The organism is Sedimenticola thiotaurini (assembly GCF_001007875.1).
In the GTDB taxonomy this organism is placed as follows: Bacteria; Pseudomonadota; Gammaproteobacteria; order Chromatiales; family Chromatiaceae; genus Sedimenticola; species Sedimenticola thiotaurini.
On the sequence record NZ_CP011412.1, the window covers coordinates 679,759 to 695,645 of the forward strand.

Below are 15,887 nucleotides of genomic sequence, written 5' to 3' on the forward strand. Positions count from 1 at the left end.
CGGTGACGCGGGGGAGATTATGGGTGTGACCGAACTGGGTGCAACGGCGGTGGCGGAAGTGGTTGAGAACCGGCGTATCACCCCGGAAAAGACCGACGAGGTTCGGCACATTGTCCTGCGGGTGGATGAGCCTTCGTTCCGCTACCGGGAAGGCCAGTCGATCGGGGTGGTGGTACCGGGTCCGCACGCCTTCGGCAACAAGTACCACATGCGGCGTTACTCCATCGCCAATGATCGCAGTCACTCCGATGAAGCAGGAGTGGAGTTTTCCATCCTGGTTCGGCGCTGCTTCTATATCGACCCGCTGAATGGCGAACGCTATCCCGGCATCGCCTCCAACTATCTCTGCGATGCCCCGGTCGGGAAGAGCATCTCGGTTACCGGTCCCTACAAAAGCCCCTTTATCATCCCGACCAACAACCAAAGTAATCTGGTGATGATCGGCGTGGGCACCGGTATCGCGCCGTTTCGGGCCTTTATTCAGCATCTCTATGGAGAACAGGGTGGCTGGAGCGGCCAGGTACGGCTGTTTTATGGCGCCCGTACCGGTATGGATATGCTCTACATGAATGATCACAACAGTGATCTGAAAGAGTATTTTCAGGAAGAGACCTTCATGGCCTACAACGCACTGGCCAATCGACCTTTGATGAGCGCTACCGAGGCACTGCAACAGTCACTCGACTCCCATGTGGAGGAGGCGTTGTCGCTGATCAGCCAGCCCCAGACCTATGTGTGCGTGGCCGGGTTGAGCAAAGTAGAGCAGGCGATGGACAGGGTATTGGCGGAAGCGATGGGTTCCGATCAGGAGTGGGCCGCTCTTAAGGGCCAACTGGTCTCCCAGGGACGCTGGTCCCAGTTGCTGTACAGCTGATTCCGCTGCCACCGACCCACAGTATGGTCCGTTAAATTCCCCGCGTGCTTGTGTTTCTGCCTGAAAAGACTAGAATGGCGGTCTGCACGCACTCCGGTCTGCGTACCCGTCGCGGTAAAACCTTCAGGAACACCTCGATTTAGCATCTATTATCGTTTTGCCTAGGCTGGGCCCACCAAGGGTAGGCATTCAGGAGCAATTATTCATATGTCGTTTGATTCACTCGGCCTTTCCGCCGAAATACTCCGTGCTGTCTCCGAACAGGGTTACACGGAACCGACGCCTGTACAGCGTCAAGCCATCCCTGTCGTTCTGGAAGGAAAAGACATTCTTGCCGGCGCACAGACCGGCACTGGCAAAACCGCCGGGTTTACCCTGCCGTTGTTGCAACTGCTCAGTCAGCAGGCCCAGGGCAAGGGCCATCGTCCCATCCGCGCCCTGGTATTGACGCCTACCCGGGAGCTGGCCGCCCAGGTGGCCGAAAGCATAGAGACCTATGGCAAGCATCTGCCGTTGCGATCCACCGTTGTGTTCGGTGGTGTGAAGATCAATCCACAGATCGAGAAACTGCGCCACGGCGTGGATATCCTGGTGGCAACCCCGGGTCGCCTGCTGGATCACGCCCAGCAGAAGACAGTGGATCTCTCCCATGTGGAGTTCCTGGTACTGGACGAGGCGGATCGCATGCTGGATATGGGCTTTATCCACGATATCCGCAAGGTGCTGGCGCTGCTGCCCTCCGCTCGCCAGAACCTGCTGTTCTCGGCCACCTATTCCCAGGAGATCAAGACCCTGGCGGATAAACTGCTGAACGCCCCCGTACTGATCGAAGTGGCACGGAGAAATACAGCGGCGGAAACGGTCGAACAGCGAGTCTACCGGGTGGATCGGGAACGCAAGCGGGAGTTGCTCTCGTTCCTGGTCGGCTCACGTAACTGGCGCCAGGTGCTGGTGTTTACCCGTACCAAGCACGGTGCCAACCGGCTCGCCCAGCAGTTGGAGAAGGATGGCCTGAGCGCCGCGGCGATCCACGGCAACAAGAGCCAGGGTGCCCGTACCCGGGCCCTGGCCGGTTTCAAACAGGGGGATATCCGGGTGCTGGTGGCCACCGATATTGCGGCCCGCGGACTGGATATCGACCAACTGCCCCACGTGGTCAATTTTGAACTGCCCAACGTGCCGGAAGACTATGTGCATCGGATCGGACGGACCGGCCGTGCCGGCCGTGAGGGAGAGGCGATCTCCCTGGTCTGTGTGGATGAGAACAGGCTGCTGCGGGATATCGAACGGCTGTTGAAGCGTGAACTGCCCAGCGAGATTCTGCCGGGCTATGAGCCGGACCCGAGTATCAAACCGGAACCGATCAAGAACGGACGTAATGGTGGTGGTGACCGTGGTCGGGGCCGGGCACAGCAACAGGCACCGCGTCGGCGGAACACGGGACAGAAGACGGCCACTGCGCCGGAGCAGCCGGGCGCGCGGCGGAAACGGTCCGCACCGGCAGCCGCCAAGTCCGGCAATGAAGCCCCCAGATCGCAAAACAGTCGTCCGCAACGACCGGCGGCCAAGGGTCAGCAGCAGTCCGCACCGTCAGAAGCAAACGGCAACCGGCGGGCACCACAACGGCGTCGCCAGCGGGCGACACTGCTCGGCGGTTAGCTGTCTCTCCACGGGTCGCCCCGTGGCCAGGGTGAGGGGATGTCAGGGGTTGTAACCGATCCTGATACTCAGCGGCCAGGTCACGGGGCGACGCATTTGGGGATCTCCCCAGGCTGCGCCCAATGGCTGCGCTAGCTGTTCAACCGGATCAACCCCCGTTGTCTGAATCATCCGTTGTACCGCAGACCAGGTTCCCAGATAACCCGACAGATCGGACAGATCCCAATCGGCCGCCATGGCAAACCCGGGTATGGGGGAGACCGGAGTGAAAGGGAAGGGGATAGCGCCATAGCCTCTCTCCACCCGTTGCCGCTCTTTCGGCCAATACGCCTCCAGTGTGTCGTGATAGAGCCTGTTGATGATGGGGTCGATTTCCGGCGCTATTTTCAACAGATTGTAACTCCAGACGGCTATCACTCCGCCGGGTTTCAGCACCCGTCTGACTTCAGTATAAAACGCCGCCAGGTCAAACCAGTGCAGTGCCTGCGCCACGGTCACCAGGTCCACGCCGGCATCCGCTATGCCGCTCTGCTCCGCAGCCGCCACCCGGTAGTCTATGTTCTCCTGTGGCGGTGCGGCGGCAATCTGGCTGCTGCTGGCGTCGGTCGCGATGACCCGGCCATAGTGGTCAACCAGTCGACGGGCAGCCTGGCTGTTGCCCGTGGCGCAATCCCAGGCGGTCTGGTGATCTCTGCACAGGGATGCCAGGTAACCGAATAGTCCGGACGGGTAGCCGGGCCGGAATCGGGCATAACCGGCCGAGTCTTTCGAAAAGTGGTCCTTGAACTGTTTTGTCATGCTGGTTACCAGTTAAAAGGTCTGGGTTATTCGGCTGGGAAATGGCCGCCGAATATGGGAAAATGCCGCCTTCTTGTTCCATTGCCAGTGGTCCACACTGAACGGCCAGTCCCAATATCGAGCATCCGGGTAAATGAAACTAAAAGTCGCCATCAACGGATATGGACGCATCGGCCGTTGTATCCTGCGGGCCCTGTACGAGTCACCCTATTACCGCAGACAGATAGAGATTGTGGCCATCAATGAGCTGGCCGACCTGGACGTGGTGACCCACCTGACCAAGTACGATACCACCCATGGACGCTTTCCCGGCAGCGTGGCGCGGGATGAACGCCATCTGCTGATTGATGGCGATAAAATAGCCCTGCTCTCCGAACCCGATCCCGAGCTATTGCCTTGGCGCGCCCTGGAGGTGGATCTGGTGCTTGAGTGCAGCGGCGTGTTCAAGTCCCGGCAGGATGCGGAGCAGCATATCCGGGCCGGCGCTACCAAAGTGCTGTTTTCCCATCCCGCTGAACCGGATGTGGATGCCACCATTGTTTACGGTGTCAATGAACAGCAGTTGCAGCCGACCGACACCATCGTCTCCAACGCCTCCTGTACCACCAACGCCATTATTCCGGTATTGCATGCGCTGCAGGGAAGTTTCGGCATTGAGTGTGCGTTGATTACCACGATCCATTCGGCCATGCATGACCAGCCGGTAATCGATGCCTACGACTCCGATCTGCGTAAGACCCGCTCCGCCTTGCAGTCGATCATCCCGGTGGAAACCGGCCTGGCCAGGGGAGTGGTGCGGATTCTGCCGGAACTCCAGAACCGGGTGCATGCCCAGGCGATCCGGGTACCCACGATCAACGTCTCCATGATGGATCTGTCCGTGGAACTGGAACGACCGGCTACCCGCAATGAACTGAATCAGCTGTTCAGGACCCTGAGTGAAAAACAGGATGGGCGCCTGTTCGGATATATCGAAGAGTTGCTGGTGTCGTGCGACTTCAATCATGATTCCCGCTCCTCCATAGTGGACAGTAACCAGACCCAGGTCTGTAATCACCACTTCGCCAAGGTGGTCACCTGGTTTGATAACGAGTGGGGTTTCGCCAACCGCATGCTGGATACCACGCTGGCCATGGCACCCGGGCAGGTGCCGTCTCCCCGGCTGAACAATTAATAGAACGGAAAGCAGATGACCCGAAAACGCACGGTATATTATGTTTCGGAAAGCACCGGAATCACGGCAGAAACGCTGGGACACAGTCTGATCTCCCAGTTCGAACAGACCATCGAGTTCAAGGCCATCTACATGCCGTTTATCAATACGGTGGAGAAAGCCAAGAAACTGGCCAAGCAGTTCGATCTGGTGGCGAAGCGGGATGGCGCCCGCCCCATTGTTTTCGCCACCATGGTGGAGTACGAAACCCGGGTGGTGCTGAAGCGATCCAACTGCCTCTATATCGAACTGTTTGATACTTTTATCGCGCCCCTCAGCCGGGAACTGGGAGTTAATCCCTCCGGCAAGACCGGTCTCAGTCACGGCATGCTGAATGGCGAGAGCTACGAGAACCGGATGGATATCATCAATTTCGCCATGGTGAATGATGATGGTGCCCGGCTGGATAAATTTGACCAGGCCGATGTGATTCTCATCGGCGTATCCCGCTCCGGCAAGACACCCACCTGTCTCTACCTGGCCATGCATTTTGGTATCAAGGCCGCCAACTATCCATTGACCCCGGATGACTTCGAACAGAACAAAATCCCCGACAGCCTGCTGAAACATAAAGAGAAGCTGGTGGCCCTGACCATCGATCCGCCGCGGCTGAACCGGATTCGTGAAGAGCGCCGCCCAGGCAGTGAGTACGCTTCCCTCAAGCGCTGTAACTCAGAAGTGAAACAGGCGCTGCAGATGTTCAGAAAACACGATATCTGGGTGCTTGATACTACCACCCATTCCATTGAAGAGGTCTCATCCCGCATCGCCAAGGCGATCCGTTCACGCTGACGGAGGAGCGTGCTCCGCTGCCGGGTTTATTCCCCCTTCAACACCTTGATCAACGCACTGTGATCGAGATCGCCAAGGCCCTGATCGATCAGTGTCTGGTAGAGTTCCGCATTGAGCCGGGTGGCAGGTAATTCCAGGTGGTAATCGGCCGCCAGTTCAAGTGCCTGGCGCAGATCCTTGTGCTGGGTAGTGATTTTTCCGCCCGGGGCAAAATCCCCATCAATCATCCGCTGGCCGTGAACCTCCAGTATCCTGGAGCTGGCAAAGCCCCCCATCAACGCCTCCCGCACCTTGGCCGGATCGGCACCGGCTTGCCGGGCCAGGGTCAGCGCTTCTGCAACTGCACCGATATTCAGCCCCACGATCACCTGATTGGCGGCCTTGGCGATCTGACCGGCGCCAATATCGCCCACATGGGTGAACCTGGAACCCAGCACATCGAACAGGGGCAGGGCCCGTTGTATGGCCTGTTCCTCACCCCCGGCCATGATGGTCAGGGTGCCATTGATGGCGCCGATTTCGCCACCTGAGACGGGGGCATCCACATAATCCACACCGTGCTGTTTCAGCCGCTTGGCAAACTCCCGGGTAGGACCGACCGCTGTCGTGCCCATGTCGATAATCAGCCCGTTCTCCCGTAACCCCTCAACCAGACCCGATGGTCCGAACAGCACCTGCTCAACCGCCGGCGTGTCAGCAACCATTAACAGTATGATATCGGCGGAGCGTGCCACCTCTGCGGGTGTTGCGACTGACAGAATTCCTGCTCTTTCCAGCTGTTTCGCCGCTTCCGGGCTGCGATTATGCACAATCAGTCGGGCGCCGGCCTGATGCAGATTCAGGCACATGGGACGGCCCATCAGGCCCAGCCCGATAAAACCGAGGGTGTAGTTTTCGAGTCTCTTCATGGTTTGATCTCTGGTCCCTGTTCTGTTTCAGAGTAGTCAGTTATGTCGCCACTAGCAACGGATAATCGGTGACTGTCGGGGAGCACAATCGGCCCCCGGAGATAGGGGGGTTTTTGTGATTTGGAAAATTGTTTCTCGAAATTTCAGAATCTTCGCCTACACTGATATGAAAACGGCTCGGTACGGCAGCAGTAGTGGCCACAAATAGGGTGACGCAGACCTGTGGGGAAGTTCCAGGTCAGTTCTGGCCCACATCGATGCGGATAACAAGCGGTATTAAAACCGTAATAACAATAGCTTATGAGCAGAAAACCCGTTGTATTGGTGACACGAAAACTTCCGGACGCGGTGGAACTGCGTCTGGCGCGTGACTACGATGCCCGTTTCAACCAGGAGGATCGGGTCTATAGCAGCGACGAACTGATTGAGCGCGCTGCCGGTGCGGATGCCATCATTCCCTGTCACACGGAGAAGCTGACCGCGGCGGTGATTCAGCGCCTGCCGGAAAGCGTTCGGGCGATCTGCAGTTTTTCCGTCGGCTTTGATCATATCGATCTGGATGCAGCCAAAGCGCGCGGTATGGTCGTTACCAACACCCCGGATGTACTCAATGACGCAACGGCGGAGATCGCCATGCTGTTACTGCTCGCCGCCGCCCGGCGGGCGCACCAGGGTGAACAGCAGATCCGTACCGCAACCTGGGCAGAGTGGAGTGCCACCGGCGGACTGGGCATTCAGCTGACCGGTAAACGGCTGGGAATTCTGGGTATGGGACGGGTAGGGCGTATCCTGGCCAGACGTGCCCGGGGTTTCGATATGGAGATTCACTACCACAACCGCCACCGGCTCCCGCCTGAGCTGGAGGCCGGTGCGATCTACCACCCCAGTGTGGAGCAGCTGTTACCGCAATGTGATTTTCTCTCGCTGCACTGTCCGGCCACTCCGGAAACCGATCAGCTGATAAATGCGGAACGGATCGGCCTGCTGCCGGATGGAGCCATACTGGTGAATACCGCGCGGGGTGCCATCGTGGATGACGATGCCCTGATTGATGCATTGCGCTCCGGCAAGCTGTTTTCCGCCGGACTGGATGTGTTCAACAACGAGCCGGACATTGATCCCCGTTACCGGCAACTGGACAACACTTTTTTACTTCCCCACGTGGGCAGCGCCACCCGGGAGACCCGGGACGCCATGGGGTTCAGGGCGCTGGATAATCTGGATGCAATCACTTCGGGTCGTGAACCACCTGACCGGTTGGTTTAGGACGCAGGGGCGTTTATTAGTCATGGTCGGATAGAGAGGAGTCGATTGCCTATACTGCTGTAGGGAGTTGGATAGATGTGGAAAGCAAGGGATTGTGAGTACGTTTTAATACGGTAAGAAAAAAAGACCAAAACGTAATACCCATTCGAGGAGGAGATCTACATGAAACACGCAACACCGAAAGATGACGTGGTGACCGGCTCGGCAGATAACAACACTTCACCCAGTCGACGCAAGTTCCTGAAAGGTGGTCTCGCTGCCGCAGTAGGTACAGCAGCAGCCGGTTTCCCGATGATATCCGTCGGGGCCCCCCTGGTGGTCAAGATGCAGACATCCTGGCCATCATCCGATATCTGGATGGATTTCGCCCGCCAGTACACGGAGCGCGTCGAACGCATGGCCGGCGGTCGTCTGAAAATCGATCTGTTGCCGGCCGGTGCGGTGGTCAAGGCGTTCCAGGTGATGGACGCGGTTAACGACGGTATTCTCGATGCGGCGCACACGGTGCCGGTCTACTGGTACGGTAAGCACAAGGCGGCATCGCTGTTTGGTACCGGCCCGGTATTTGGTGGTAGCGCCACCACCATGCTGGCCTGGTTCAACGCCGGTGGTGGCCGGGAGCTGTACCGCGAACTGACCCAGGACATCATGGGGCTGAATGTCTATGGCCTGCTCGGTTTCCCCATGCCGGCGCAGCCATTTGGCTGGTTCAAAGGCACGGTCAACACGGCTGCGGATCTGCAGGGCTTCAAGTACCGCACCGTGGGCCTGGCGGCCGACCTGATGCAGAAAATGGGTATGAGCGTGGCCCAGTTGCCAGGCGGCGAGATTGTGCCGGCCATGGAGCGGGGTGTTATCGATGCCTTCGAATTCAATAATCCCTCGTCGGACATGCGCTTTGGCTCCCAGGATGTGGCCAAGAACTACTACCTGTCGTCCTATCACCAGGCCAGTGAGAGTTTCGAGTTCCTGTTCAACAAGGATTTCTTTGATGACCTGGACGACGATCTGAAGGCGATCCTGGAGTATGGCGTGGAGTCAGCCAGTACCGCCAATACCGCCATCGCGCTGGACAACTACTCCCAGGACCTGCAGACACTGCAGGAAAAACATGGCGTCACGGTACACCGCACCTCGAAGGAGATTCTCGATGCCGAACTGAAGGCCTGGGATCAGATCATTCCCGACCTTGAGAAAGACCCCTACATGAAGAAAGTACTGGACAGCCAGCGGGCCTGGGTTGAACGGGTGGTGTTCTACGAACTGATGAACTCCCCGGACTACAACCTGGCCTACAGCCACTACTTCCCGGGCAAACTGAAGCTCTGACCGACAACAGCGGATCACCCTGTGGCGCAAACGTAGCGTTTGCGTTGCAGGGCGAGCGTCCAATAGGGCAGGTACTCTACAGGCTAGAAAACGGGAGAAGGAATGCTTGGTTATATCCATTTCGCGGACCGGCTGTCGGCCTGGTTTGGCAAGGCATTCGCCTGGTTGATCCTGGTGATGGCGTTCGGTGTCGGCTACGAGGTGTTGGTGCGTTACGGCTTCAACTCACCGACCAGTTGGGCGTTTGATCTCTCCTACATCACCTATGGCACCCTGTTCATGATGGGCGGCGCCTACACGCTGTCCCGGGGAGGCCATGTACGGGGTGATTTCATCTACCGTCTGTGGAAGCCCCGCACCCAGGCCCGTGTCGAACTGGTGCTCTATTTCCTGTTTTTCTTTCCCGGTGTGCTGGCACTGATCATTTCCGGCTGGAAGTACGCGGAACGCTCCTGGCGTTATCTGGAAGTGAGTGTGAACAGTCCGGCGGGTATTCCGATATTTCAGTTCAAATCGGTGATCGTGGTGGCGGGCGTTCTTATGTTCATCCAGGGGATCGCCCAGGTGTTCCGCTGCATCATCTGTATACGTACCGGTGAATGGCTGGTTGCCGCTGAAGATATCGAAGAGACCGAAATCCAACTGGCCCGGGAGATGGAAAACGAGGCGGGACATTTTGCCTCCGATACGGCACGCGAAGACGCCCGTGGACTGAAAGAAGAACTCAAAGAAGATGAACTTAAAGAACAGGAGCCTCGTTGAGCCATGTCTGATCCTGTTATCGCGCTGTGCATGCTGGGCATTTTCCTGTTTATCATCCTGCTGGGGTTTCCGGTTGCTTTCACCCTGATGGCCATGGGCATCATGTTCGGCTACTACGCCTACTTCGACCCGGGCCGTATGTGGCGGGCCTATGACCGGGCGGTGCGGGCGGATGCGGATCAACTGACCCAGATTCAACTCTGGATCGAAGGGCTGTTTAACAACCGGATCTTTGACCTGTTCGTCAATCAGACCTACTCGGTGATGGACAACGATGTACTCACCGCGGTGCCGCTATTCCTGTTCATGGGTTACATCGTTGAGCGGGCCAATATTGTTGCCCGACTGTTTCACACCCTGAATATTGCTGCACGCCACATACCGGGTTCGATGGCGGTGGCGGCACTGATAACCTGTACCCTGTTTGCCACGGCCACCGGCATTGTGGGAGCGGTGGTGACCCTGATGGGACTGTTGGCGTTTCCGGCTATGCTCAAGGCCCGTTATAACACCAGCCTGGCCTCCGGCGTGATCTGTGCCGGCGGTACACTGGGTATTCTGATACCACCGTCCATCATGTTGATCGTCTACGCGGCAGCGTCCGGTGTATCCATTGTAAAACTGTACGCCGGTGCACTGCTGCCGGGGCTGATGCTGGCCGGTCTCTATGTGATCTACGTGGTGGGTCGATCCATGCTGCAACCCCAACTGGCACCCAAGCCGACCCGGGCCGAGATCGGTGAGTTTACCGTTGGTCAGATTGTGCTGCGTCTGCTGACTTCGTTCTTCCCCCTGGCATTTCTTATTCTGGCGGTGCTGGGGGCCATTCTGTTCGGGCTGGCCACACCTTCGGAAGCGGCGGCGGTGGGTGCCCTGGGTGGATTGGCGCTCACTTTTCTTTACCGGGCATTCACCTGGCAGCGCCTGCGGGAGTCGGTCTACCTGACCCTGCGTACCACCGCCATGGTGTGCTGGCTGTTTGTGGGGTCCTGGACCTTCTCGTCGGTATTCTCCTATCTGGGTGGGGAACAGATCATCAGTGAATTTGTCACCAGCCTGGATATCTCGCCGGTGACCTTTCTGATCATGGCGCAGATCATCATCTTCCTGCTCGGCTGGCCGCTGGAGTGGTCGGAGATCATTATCATCTTCGTACCCATATTCCTGCCCCTGTTGCCCCATTTCGGTATCGACCCGCTGTTTTTCGGCATCCTGGTGGCGCTCAATCTGCAGACCTCGTTCCTGACGCCTCCTATGGCGATGTCGGCCTATTATCTGAAGGGGATTGCGCCGCCCCATGTGCAGTTGAACGATATCTTCAAGGGTAACTATCCCTATCTCGCCATGGTGCTGTTTGCCATGGTTATCCTGTATAACTTCCCCGGAATCACTTTCTGGCTGCCGGATCTGATCTATGGCCGTTGAACAACTGAAAACAGTGACAAATACCCCCGGTTTGGCTGACCTGAGCGCACTGGAGTTGCGGCAGCGTCTTTATGACGGAGCCTTGAGTGCAGTGGAGTTGACCCGCACCTGCCTGCAACGTATTGCCGATGGCGAAGCGGTAGTGCAGGCCTGGGCGACCCTGGACGAGGCATACGCCTTGAACCAGGCGGAGCGGCTCGATGCCTATCGTCAGACCGGGCGGCCGCTCGGGCCGCTGCATGGTCTGCCGGTCGGTATTAAGGATATTATCGATACCCAGGATCTGCCGACCGAGAATGGCTGCCCCCTCGATGCGGGTCGGCAACCGGAAGATGACGCCTGGCTGGTGGCCCGCTTGCGGGCTGCCGGAGCCGTGATTCCCGGCAAGACCGTAACAACCGAGTGTGCCTATCTGGCTCCGGCCAAAACATGCAACCCCCATGATCCGGCCCATACCCCGGGCGGCTCTTCCTCCGGCTCGGCAGCGGCAGTTGCCAGCGGTATGGTGCCATTGGCGATCGGCACTCAGACCGGTGGTTCCGTGATCCGGCCCGCTTCCTACTGTGGCGTGGTGGGCTTCAAACCCACCTTTGGACTGATTCCGCGCAGTGGTGTACTGCGTACATCACGCCATCTCGACACGATTGGGACCTTTGGTCGAACCATCGAGGATGCGGCACTGCTGGCCGATGTGCTGGCCGGTCATGACCAGGCTGATCCTGACACCCGGCCCGGGCCGGCACCGCGGATACTGGAGACCACACTCACCGATCCGCCGGTGACGCCGCGGCTGGCATTTATCAAGACTCCCGCCTGGTCCGCTATCGACGCCGATTGCGCGGAAGGTTTTGCGGAACTGGCAGAGGCGTTGGGCGACAACTGTGATGAAGTGGAGTTGCCCACGATCTTCAGAGAGGGGGCGGCAGCCCATCGACGGATCATGCTGGCGGAGATTGCCCACAACCTGCGGCACTACTATGACCGGGCAGGGGATACTCTTGCCGGGGAGACCCGCCGGGCGATTGAAGAGGGACGGCAGATCAGTGCAGTGGATTATCTGGCCGCCTGCGATTGGCGCGAACCGCTCTATGCCGGGCTGGGGGAAGTGTTGGATCGCTATGATGCGATCATTACGCCGGCGACGGCGGGTGAGGCGCCGGCGGGATTGGGCAGTACCGGCAGCGCCGCCTTCAATGTGCTGTGGTCGTTCCTGGGCGTGCCGGCGATAACGCTGCCACTGCTGAATGGTGCCAACGGGTTACCCATCGGTGTACAGCTGGTGGGTCGACGCCATGCCGACGGACAGCTGTTACGTACAGCGCGCTGGTTGGTCAACAGCTTGGGAACCTGAACATGTCGTCAGGTCTGCAACAGGTCGAGTAATATGACAGACAAGATTATGGCAATAGTGGCGCTGGCCACCATGATCGCCTTCCTTGGCGTGGTCGCCTGGTTCGTACCGGATCTCGATCTGATCCTGGTGATCGGGCTGGTCTCCCTGTTGGCGATCTACGACTTCTGGCACACGCTGCGAAACGGTGGTAAGAGCGGTAGCAGTTAACCAGTAACCCGGCGACAGGCGTCATCCACACTTAATGGTCAGGTTGACCGCCTTGGCCAGGGTATTGGCCACGATACAGCCTCGCTCGGCGATGGTGACCAGCTTTTCCAGCTCCTCCGGGGCGGAGCAGTGAGCGGTTACGGTCATCCGGATATCGGTATAGCGGGCCGGACTGTCGGCAAGCTCCCCATCTATCTCGGCTTTGGCATTACTGATCTCAATATCCCGTGCCTTGGCCGCCGCCAGCAGGTTGCTCATGAAACAGCCACCGAGTCCCATCAGCAGTGTTTGCCCCCCCATGGGGCCTCTGTTCTGTCCGCCCTTGGCCTCGGGGCGATCCATGACGTGCGTATGATCACCGGCCTGTCCCCGGGACGATGAGTGATCCAGCTGGTCGACGGTGATGTGGACTGTTGGCATGATTGTGTTCCTCGTAGTAATGGGTCTTCCGGTGAAAGAAGTATGGCTTATGGTTGGAAACCCGGCGCTACGTCTCCGGGTTTTTATCTGCGCTAGGCGACCCTGTGATCCGCCAGCGCCTCCAGGGCATTCACCAGTGCGGAGTGGTCCAGATCGCCGTTACAGGCGTTGAACAGCTCCTGAGTGGTGGCCGTGTTGGGCAGGCTCAGGCCCAGTTCCCGGGCCCCGGTGAGTGCAAGATTGAGATCTTTCTGATGCAGGGCGATGCGGAAGCCCGGATCAAAAGTCCGCTTGATCATCCGTTCACCATGCACTTCCAGGATCTTCGAGCCGGCAAACCCGCCCATCAGTGCCTCCCTGACCCGGGCCGGATCCACCCCGGCTCTGGATGCAAACAGCAGCGCCTCACCCACCGCCTCGATAGTGAGGGCGACCACAATCTGGTTGGCTACCTTGCAGGTCTGGCCGGCGCCATTTTCCCCGACTCGGGTGATGTTCTTGCCCATCAGGTCAAACAGTGGCCGGGCCTTTTCGAATGCGCTTTCCGGACCGCCCACCATGATAGTCAGCGTGGCCGCCTTGGCGCCCACCTCACCGCCGGATACCGGGGCATCCAGGTAATCACAACCCAGCTCATTGATCCGGGTGGCGAAGGTACGGGTTTCGATCGGGGAGATGGAACTCATGTCGATCAGCAGTTTTCCCGGTGACAGTCCCGCAACCACGCCATCCTCTCCAAACAGCACCCGCTCCACATGGGGTGTATCGGGCACCATGATGATAATAATGTCTGCTTGTGTGGCCACGGCTCTGGCCGAGTCACACTCCACCGCGCCAGCCTCCAGCAGCGCCTGGGGCAGGGGGGTGCGGTGTCGCACCAGGTAGAGCTGATGTCCTCCCGCCTGCAGATGTTCAGCCATGGGTTTGCCCATGATGCCCACTCCGATAAATCCAATCTTGCTCATATTGGCCTCTGCCTCCTTGGTAATTGCTTTTGTGGTTTTCCTGCCGGCTACATGGTCGGCATATGAAAGTCAGCCCCGGCCCGGATGCCTTCAGGCCAGCGTGTGGTGATGGTCTTCAATCGGGTATAGAAGCGGATCCCCTCCATACCGTGCACATGGACGTCGCCGAACAGAGAGCGTTTCCAGCCGCCGAAGCTGTGGAACGCCATGGGGACCGGAATCGGTACGTTGATACCTACCATGCCCACCTGTACCCGGGCGGCGTAGGTACGGGCGGTATCGCCATCCCGGGTAAAGATGGCTGTCCCGTTACCCAGTTCGTGCGCATTGACCAGGCGAAGCGCGGCGGCGAAATCCGCCACCCGTACCACGCAAAGCACCGGTCCGAAGATCTCCTCCTGGTAGATTCGCATCGCCGGCGATACCCGGTCGAACAGGCAGCCCCCCAGGAAGTAACCGTTATCATGACCGGGGATAGTCAGGTTACGGCCATCCACCAGCAGCTCTGCCCCCTCTTGAACGCCCAGGTCCACGTAATCCCGGACGCGCTTCCGATGCTCGGCGGTGACCAGCGGTCCCATCTCAGCCTCGGGGTCGCTACCGGGGCCTACCTTGAGCTCCCTGAGCCGGGGCACCAGCCGTTTAATCAGGGCGTCGGCTGTGGTATCGCCCACCGTCACGGCCACGGAGATCGCCATGCAGCGTTCACCGGCGGAACCGTAGGCGGCCCCTATCAGTGCATCTGCCGCCTGATCCATGTCCGCATCCGGCATCACCACCATGTGATTCTTGGCACCACCCAGGGCCTGGACCCGTTTGCCGTGGCTGGAAGCGGTCTGGTAGACCCGCTCAGCAACCGGTGTGGAGCCGACGAAACTGACGGCCGCTACTTCGGCATGGGTGAGCAGGGCGTCGACTGTTTCCCGGTCGCCGTTCAATACATTCATGACACCATCCGGCAGACCGGCTTCGCTAAGCAGTTGCGCCAGTCGCAGGGCAGTGGAGGGGACTTTTTCGGAACTCTTCAGAATAAAGGTGTTGCCACAGGCAATCGCCAGCGGAAACATCCACATCGGCACCATGGCGGGAAAATTGAATGGCGTGATACCGACACAGACCCCCAGCGGTTGGCGCATTGAGTGGCTGTCCACCTGGGTGCCGACATTTTCCGAGAAATCCCCTTTCAACAAGTGAGGCGCGCCACAGGCAAACTCCACCACCTCGATGCCCCGGATCACCGAACCCCGGGCGTCGCTAAGCACTTTGCCGTGCTCGACGGAGACCAGTTCCGCCAGTTCATCCAGGTGTCGGTCGAGCAGAGCCTTGAATCTGAACAGCACGCGGGCACGTTGCAGGGGCGGGGTGTCTCGCCAATCGTCAAATGCTGCCCGGGCCGCTTCCACTGTCCGGGCCACTTCGTGGGGTGATGCCAACGGCACCCGGGCCCTGAGTTCCCCGCTGGCGGGGTTAAAAACATCGCCATAACGACCGCTCTCCCCCTCAATCGCCTGTCCGTCTATATAGTGTCGTAGAGTCTGTACCATATGTCTGTTCCCGAAAAAGTTGCCGACGCTACTGTTAAGTTAGACCAAAAATCCGGCTCTGTTGATCTGGGTCAGGAAATGTGTCGCAGGCCCTCTCGGGCCACCGGGTTATCCGCAGCAACCTTATGCCCCCTTTCGGCACGGCCGGGGTGGTGTTGATGGGCTGCCTGATGACCTGGTTTGGTGATCGCAAAATCGGCAAATACATTGATATTTAAAGAAAAATAACAGAAGCCGGATTGGTCTGTGGAGGCAGGCTGGCCCCGGTATGGTTATCCGATATGAAATGCTGTTTCGTTCACCGGACTGGAACCGTTTTATCGCCTACGTACAAACCGAAACAGGTTACGTAGTTGTTCGAATTATGTGGT

15 protein-coding genes are annotated in these 15,887 nt (G+C 58.7%); 10 read left to right on the forward strand and 5 right to left on the reverse strand.

Translation table 11 applies throughout. The features are described from left to right. Positions 1–19 precede the first annotated feature (19 nt). Positions 20–874, forward strand: a complete 855-nt coding sequence (locus AAY24_RS02965; RefSeq protein ID WP_046858418.1) for a ferredoxin reductase domain-containing protein — start codon at positions 20–22, stop codon at positions 872–874. Positions 875–1,081: 207 nt separating this feature from the next. Then, positions 1,082–2,533: an ATP-dependent RNA helicase RhlE gene (gene rhlE / locus AAY24_RS02970; RefSeq protein ID WP_046858419.1), complete on the forward strand. Its 1,452-nt coding sequence runs from the start codon at positions 1,082–1,084 to the stop codon at positions 2,531–2,533. A 42-nt stretch (positions 2,534–2,575) separates the two neighbouring features. Here the strand turns inward: rhlE and AAY24_RS02975 are convergent, their stop codons facing one another. Next, positions 2,576–3,331 carry a class I SAM-dependent methyltransferase gene (locus tag AAY24_RS02975; RefSeq protein ID WP_046858420.1) on the reverse strand — a complete coding sequence of 252 codons (756 nt, stop codon included), beginning with the start codon at positions 3,329–3,331 and terminating at the stop codon, positions 2,576–2,578. Positions 3,332–3,464: 133 nt separating this feature from the next. On the opposite strand from AAY24_RS02975, the gene AAY24_RS02980 reads away from it, so the two are divergent. After that, positions 3,465–4,505, forward strand: coding sequence for a type I glyceraldehyde-3-phosphate dehydrogenase (locus AAY24_RS02980; protein WP_046858421.1), 1,041 nt, complete (start codon positions 3,465–3,467; stop codon positions 4,503–4,505). 15 nt (positions 4,506–4,520) lie between these two features. Beyond that, positions 4,521–5,336 carry a posphoenolpyruvate synthetase regulatory kinase/phosphorylase PpsR gene (gene ppsR / locus AAY24_RS02985; protein ID WP_046858422.1) on the forward strand — a complete coding sequence of 272 codons (816 nt, stop codon included), beginning with the start codon at positions 4,521–4,523 and terminating at the stop codon, positions 5,334–5,336. A gap of 26 nt (positions 5,337–5,362) precedes the next feature. Here the strand turns inward: ppsR and AAY24_RS02990 are convergent, their stop codons facing one another. Continuing rightward, a complete protein-coding gene (locus tag AAY24_RS02990; RefSeq protein WP_046858423.1) occupies positions 5,363–6,244 on the reverse strand; it encodes an NAD(P)-dependent oxidoreductase in 882 nt (293 codons plus the stop codon). Between the two features lie 300 nt (positions 6,245–6,544). On the opposite strand from AAY24_RS02990, the gene AAY24_RS02995 reads away from it, so the two are divergent. The 6 genes from AAY24_RS02995 (at position 6,545) to AAY24_RS19100 (ending at position 12,587) form a co-directional block, all read left to right on the forward strand. Next, positions 6,545–7,510, forward strand: a complete 966-nt coding sequence (locus tag AAY24_RS02995) for a 2-hydroxyacid dehydrogenase (RefSeq protein ID WP_046858424.1) — start codon at positions 6,545–6,547, stop codon at positions 7,508–7,510. A gap of 162 nt (positions 7,511–7,672) precedes the next feature. Then, the gene (locus tag AAY24_RS03000) at positions 7,673–8,839 is read left to right on the forward strand and encodes a TRAP transporter substrate-binding protein (RefSeq protein ID WP_046858425.1); all 1,167 of its coding nucleotides are present in this window, start codon (positions 7,673–7,675) and stop codon (positions 8,837–8,839) included. 102 nt (positions 8,840–8,941) lie between these two features. Beyond that, positions 8,942–9,601, forward strand: coding sequence for a TRAP transporter small permease subunit (locus tag AAY24_RS03005; RefSeq protein WP_082117004.1), 660 nt, complete (start codon positions 8,942–8,944; stop codon positions 9,599–9,601). A 3-nt stretch (positions 9,602–9,604) separates the two neighbouring features. Beyond that, entirely contained in the window at positions 9,605–11,026 is a 1,422-nt protein-coding gene (locus AAY24_RS03010) for a TRAP transporter large permease (protein WP_046858426.1), read from the forward strand. Next, positions 11,016–12,377, forward strand: a complete 1,362-nt coding sequence (locus tag AAY24_RS03015) for an amidase (protein ID WP_046858427.1) — start codon at positions 11,016–11,018, stop codon at positions 12,375–12,377. Before AAY24_RS03010 ends, AAY24_RS03015 begins: the two co-directional genes overlap by 11 nt. A gap of 33 nt (positions 12,378–12,410) precedes the next feature. Beyond that, positions 12,411–12,587: a hypothetical protein gene (locus tag AAY24_RS19100; protein WP_199930477.1), complete on the forward strand. Its 177-nt coding sequence runs from the start codon at positions 12,411–12,413 to the stop codon at positions 12,585–12,587. Positions 12,588–12,608: 21 nt separating this feature from the next. Here AAY24_RS19100 and AAY24_RS03020 read toward each other — a convergent pair whose 3' ends face one another. From AAY24_RS03020 to AAY24_RS03030, 3 genes are all read right to left on the reverse strand, one after another. Continuing rightward, positions 12,609–13,007 (reverse strand): OsmC family protein, encoded by a 399-nt coding sequence (locus AAY24_RS03020; RefSeq protein WP_046858428.1) that lies wholly within the window; start codon positions 13,005–13,007, stop codon positions 12,609–12,611. 92 nt (positions 13,008–13,099) lie between these two features. Then, positions 13,100–13,972, reverse strand: a complete 873-nt coding sequence (locus AAY24_RS03025; protein WP_046858429.1) for a 2-hydroxy-3-oxopropionate reductase — start codon at positions 13,970–13,972, stop codon at positions 13,100–13,102. 47 nt (positions 13,973–14,019) lie between these two features. Beyond that, complete coding sequence (locus AAY24_RS03030) at positions 14,020–15,516, reverse strand: CoA-acylating methylmalonate-semialdehyde dehydrogenase (RefSeq protein WP_046858430.1); 1,497 nt, start codon at positions 15,514–15,516, stop codon at positions 14,020–14,022. Positions 15,517–15,887 lie beyond the last annotated feature (371 nt).

Coding starts and splice junctions, on each gene's coding strand:
- AAY24_RS03000 (WP_046858425.1), top strand. CDS start 7,673: ATGAAACACGCAACACCGAAAGATGACGTGGTGACCGGCTCGGCAGAT.
- ppsR (WP_046858422.1), top strand. CDS start 4,521: ATGACCCGAAAACGCACGGTATATTATGTTTCGGAAAGCACCGGAATC.
- AAY24_RS03005 (WP_082117004.1), top strand. CDS start 8,942: ATGCTTGGTTATATCCATTTCGCGGACCGGCTGTCGGCCTGGTTTGGC.
- AAY24_RS03015 (WP_046858427.1), top strand. CDS start 11,016: ATGGCCGTTGAACAACTGAAAACAGTGACAAATACCCCCGGTTTGGCT.
- AAY24_RS19100 (WP_199930477.1), top strand. CDS start 12,411: ATGACAGACAAGATTATGGCAATAGTGGCGCTGGCCACCATGATCGCC.
- AAY24_RS02980 (WP_046858421.1), top strand. CDS start 3,465: ATGAAACTAAAAGTCGCCATCAACGGATATGGACGCATCGGCCGTTGT.
- AAY24_RS02995 (WP_046858424.1), top strand. CDS start 6,545: ATGAGCAGAAAACCCGTTGTATTGGTGACACGAAAACTTCCGGACGCG.
- AAY24_RS03025 (WP_046858429.1), bottom strand. CDS start 13,972: ATGAGCAAGATTGGATTTATCGGAGTGGGCATCATGGGCAAACCCATG.
- rhlE (WP_046858419.1), top strand. CDS start 1,082: ATGTCGTTTGATTCACTCGGCCTTTCCGCCGAAATACTCCGTGCTGTC.
- AAY24_RS03030 (WP_046858430.1), bottom strand. CDS start 15,516: ATGGTACAGACTCTACGACACTATATAGACGGACAGGCGATTGAGGGG.
- AAY24_RS03010 (WP_046858426.1), top strand. CDS start 9,605: ATGTCTGATCCTGTTATCGCGCTGTGCATGCTGGGCATTTTCCTGTTT.
- AAY24_RS02975 (WP_046858420.1), bottom strand. CDS start 3,331: ATGACAAAACAGTTCAAGGACCACTTTTCGAAAGACTCGGCCGGTTAT.
- AAY24_RS03020 (WP_046858428.1), bottom strand. CDS start 13,007: ATGCCAACAGTCCACATCACCGTCGACCAGCTGGATCACTCATCGTCC.
- AAY24_RS02990 (WP_046858423.1), bottom strand. CDS start 6,244: ATGAAGAGACTCGAAAACTACACCCTCGGTTTTATCGGGCTGGGCCTG.
- AAY24_RS02965 (WP_046858418.1), top strand. CDS start 20: ATGGGTGTGACCGAACTGGGTGCAACGGCGGTGGCGGAAGTGGTTGAG.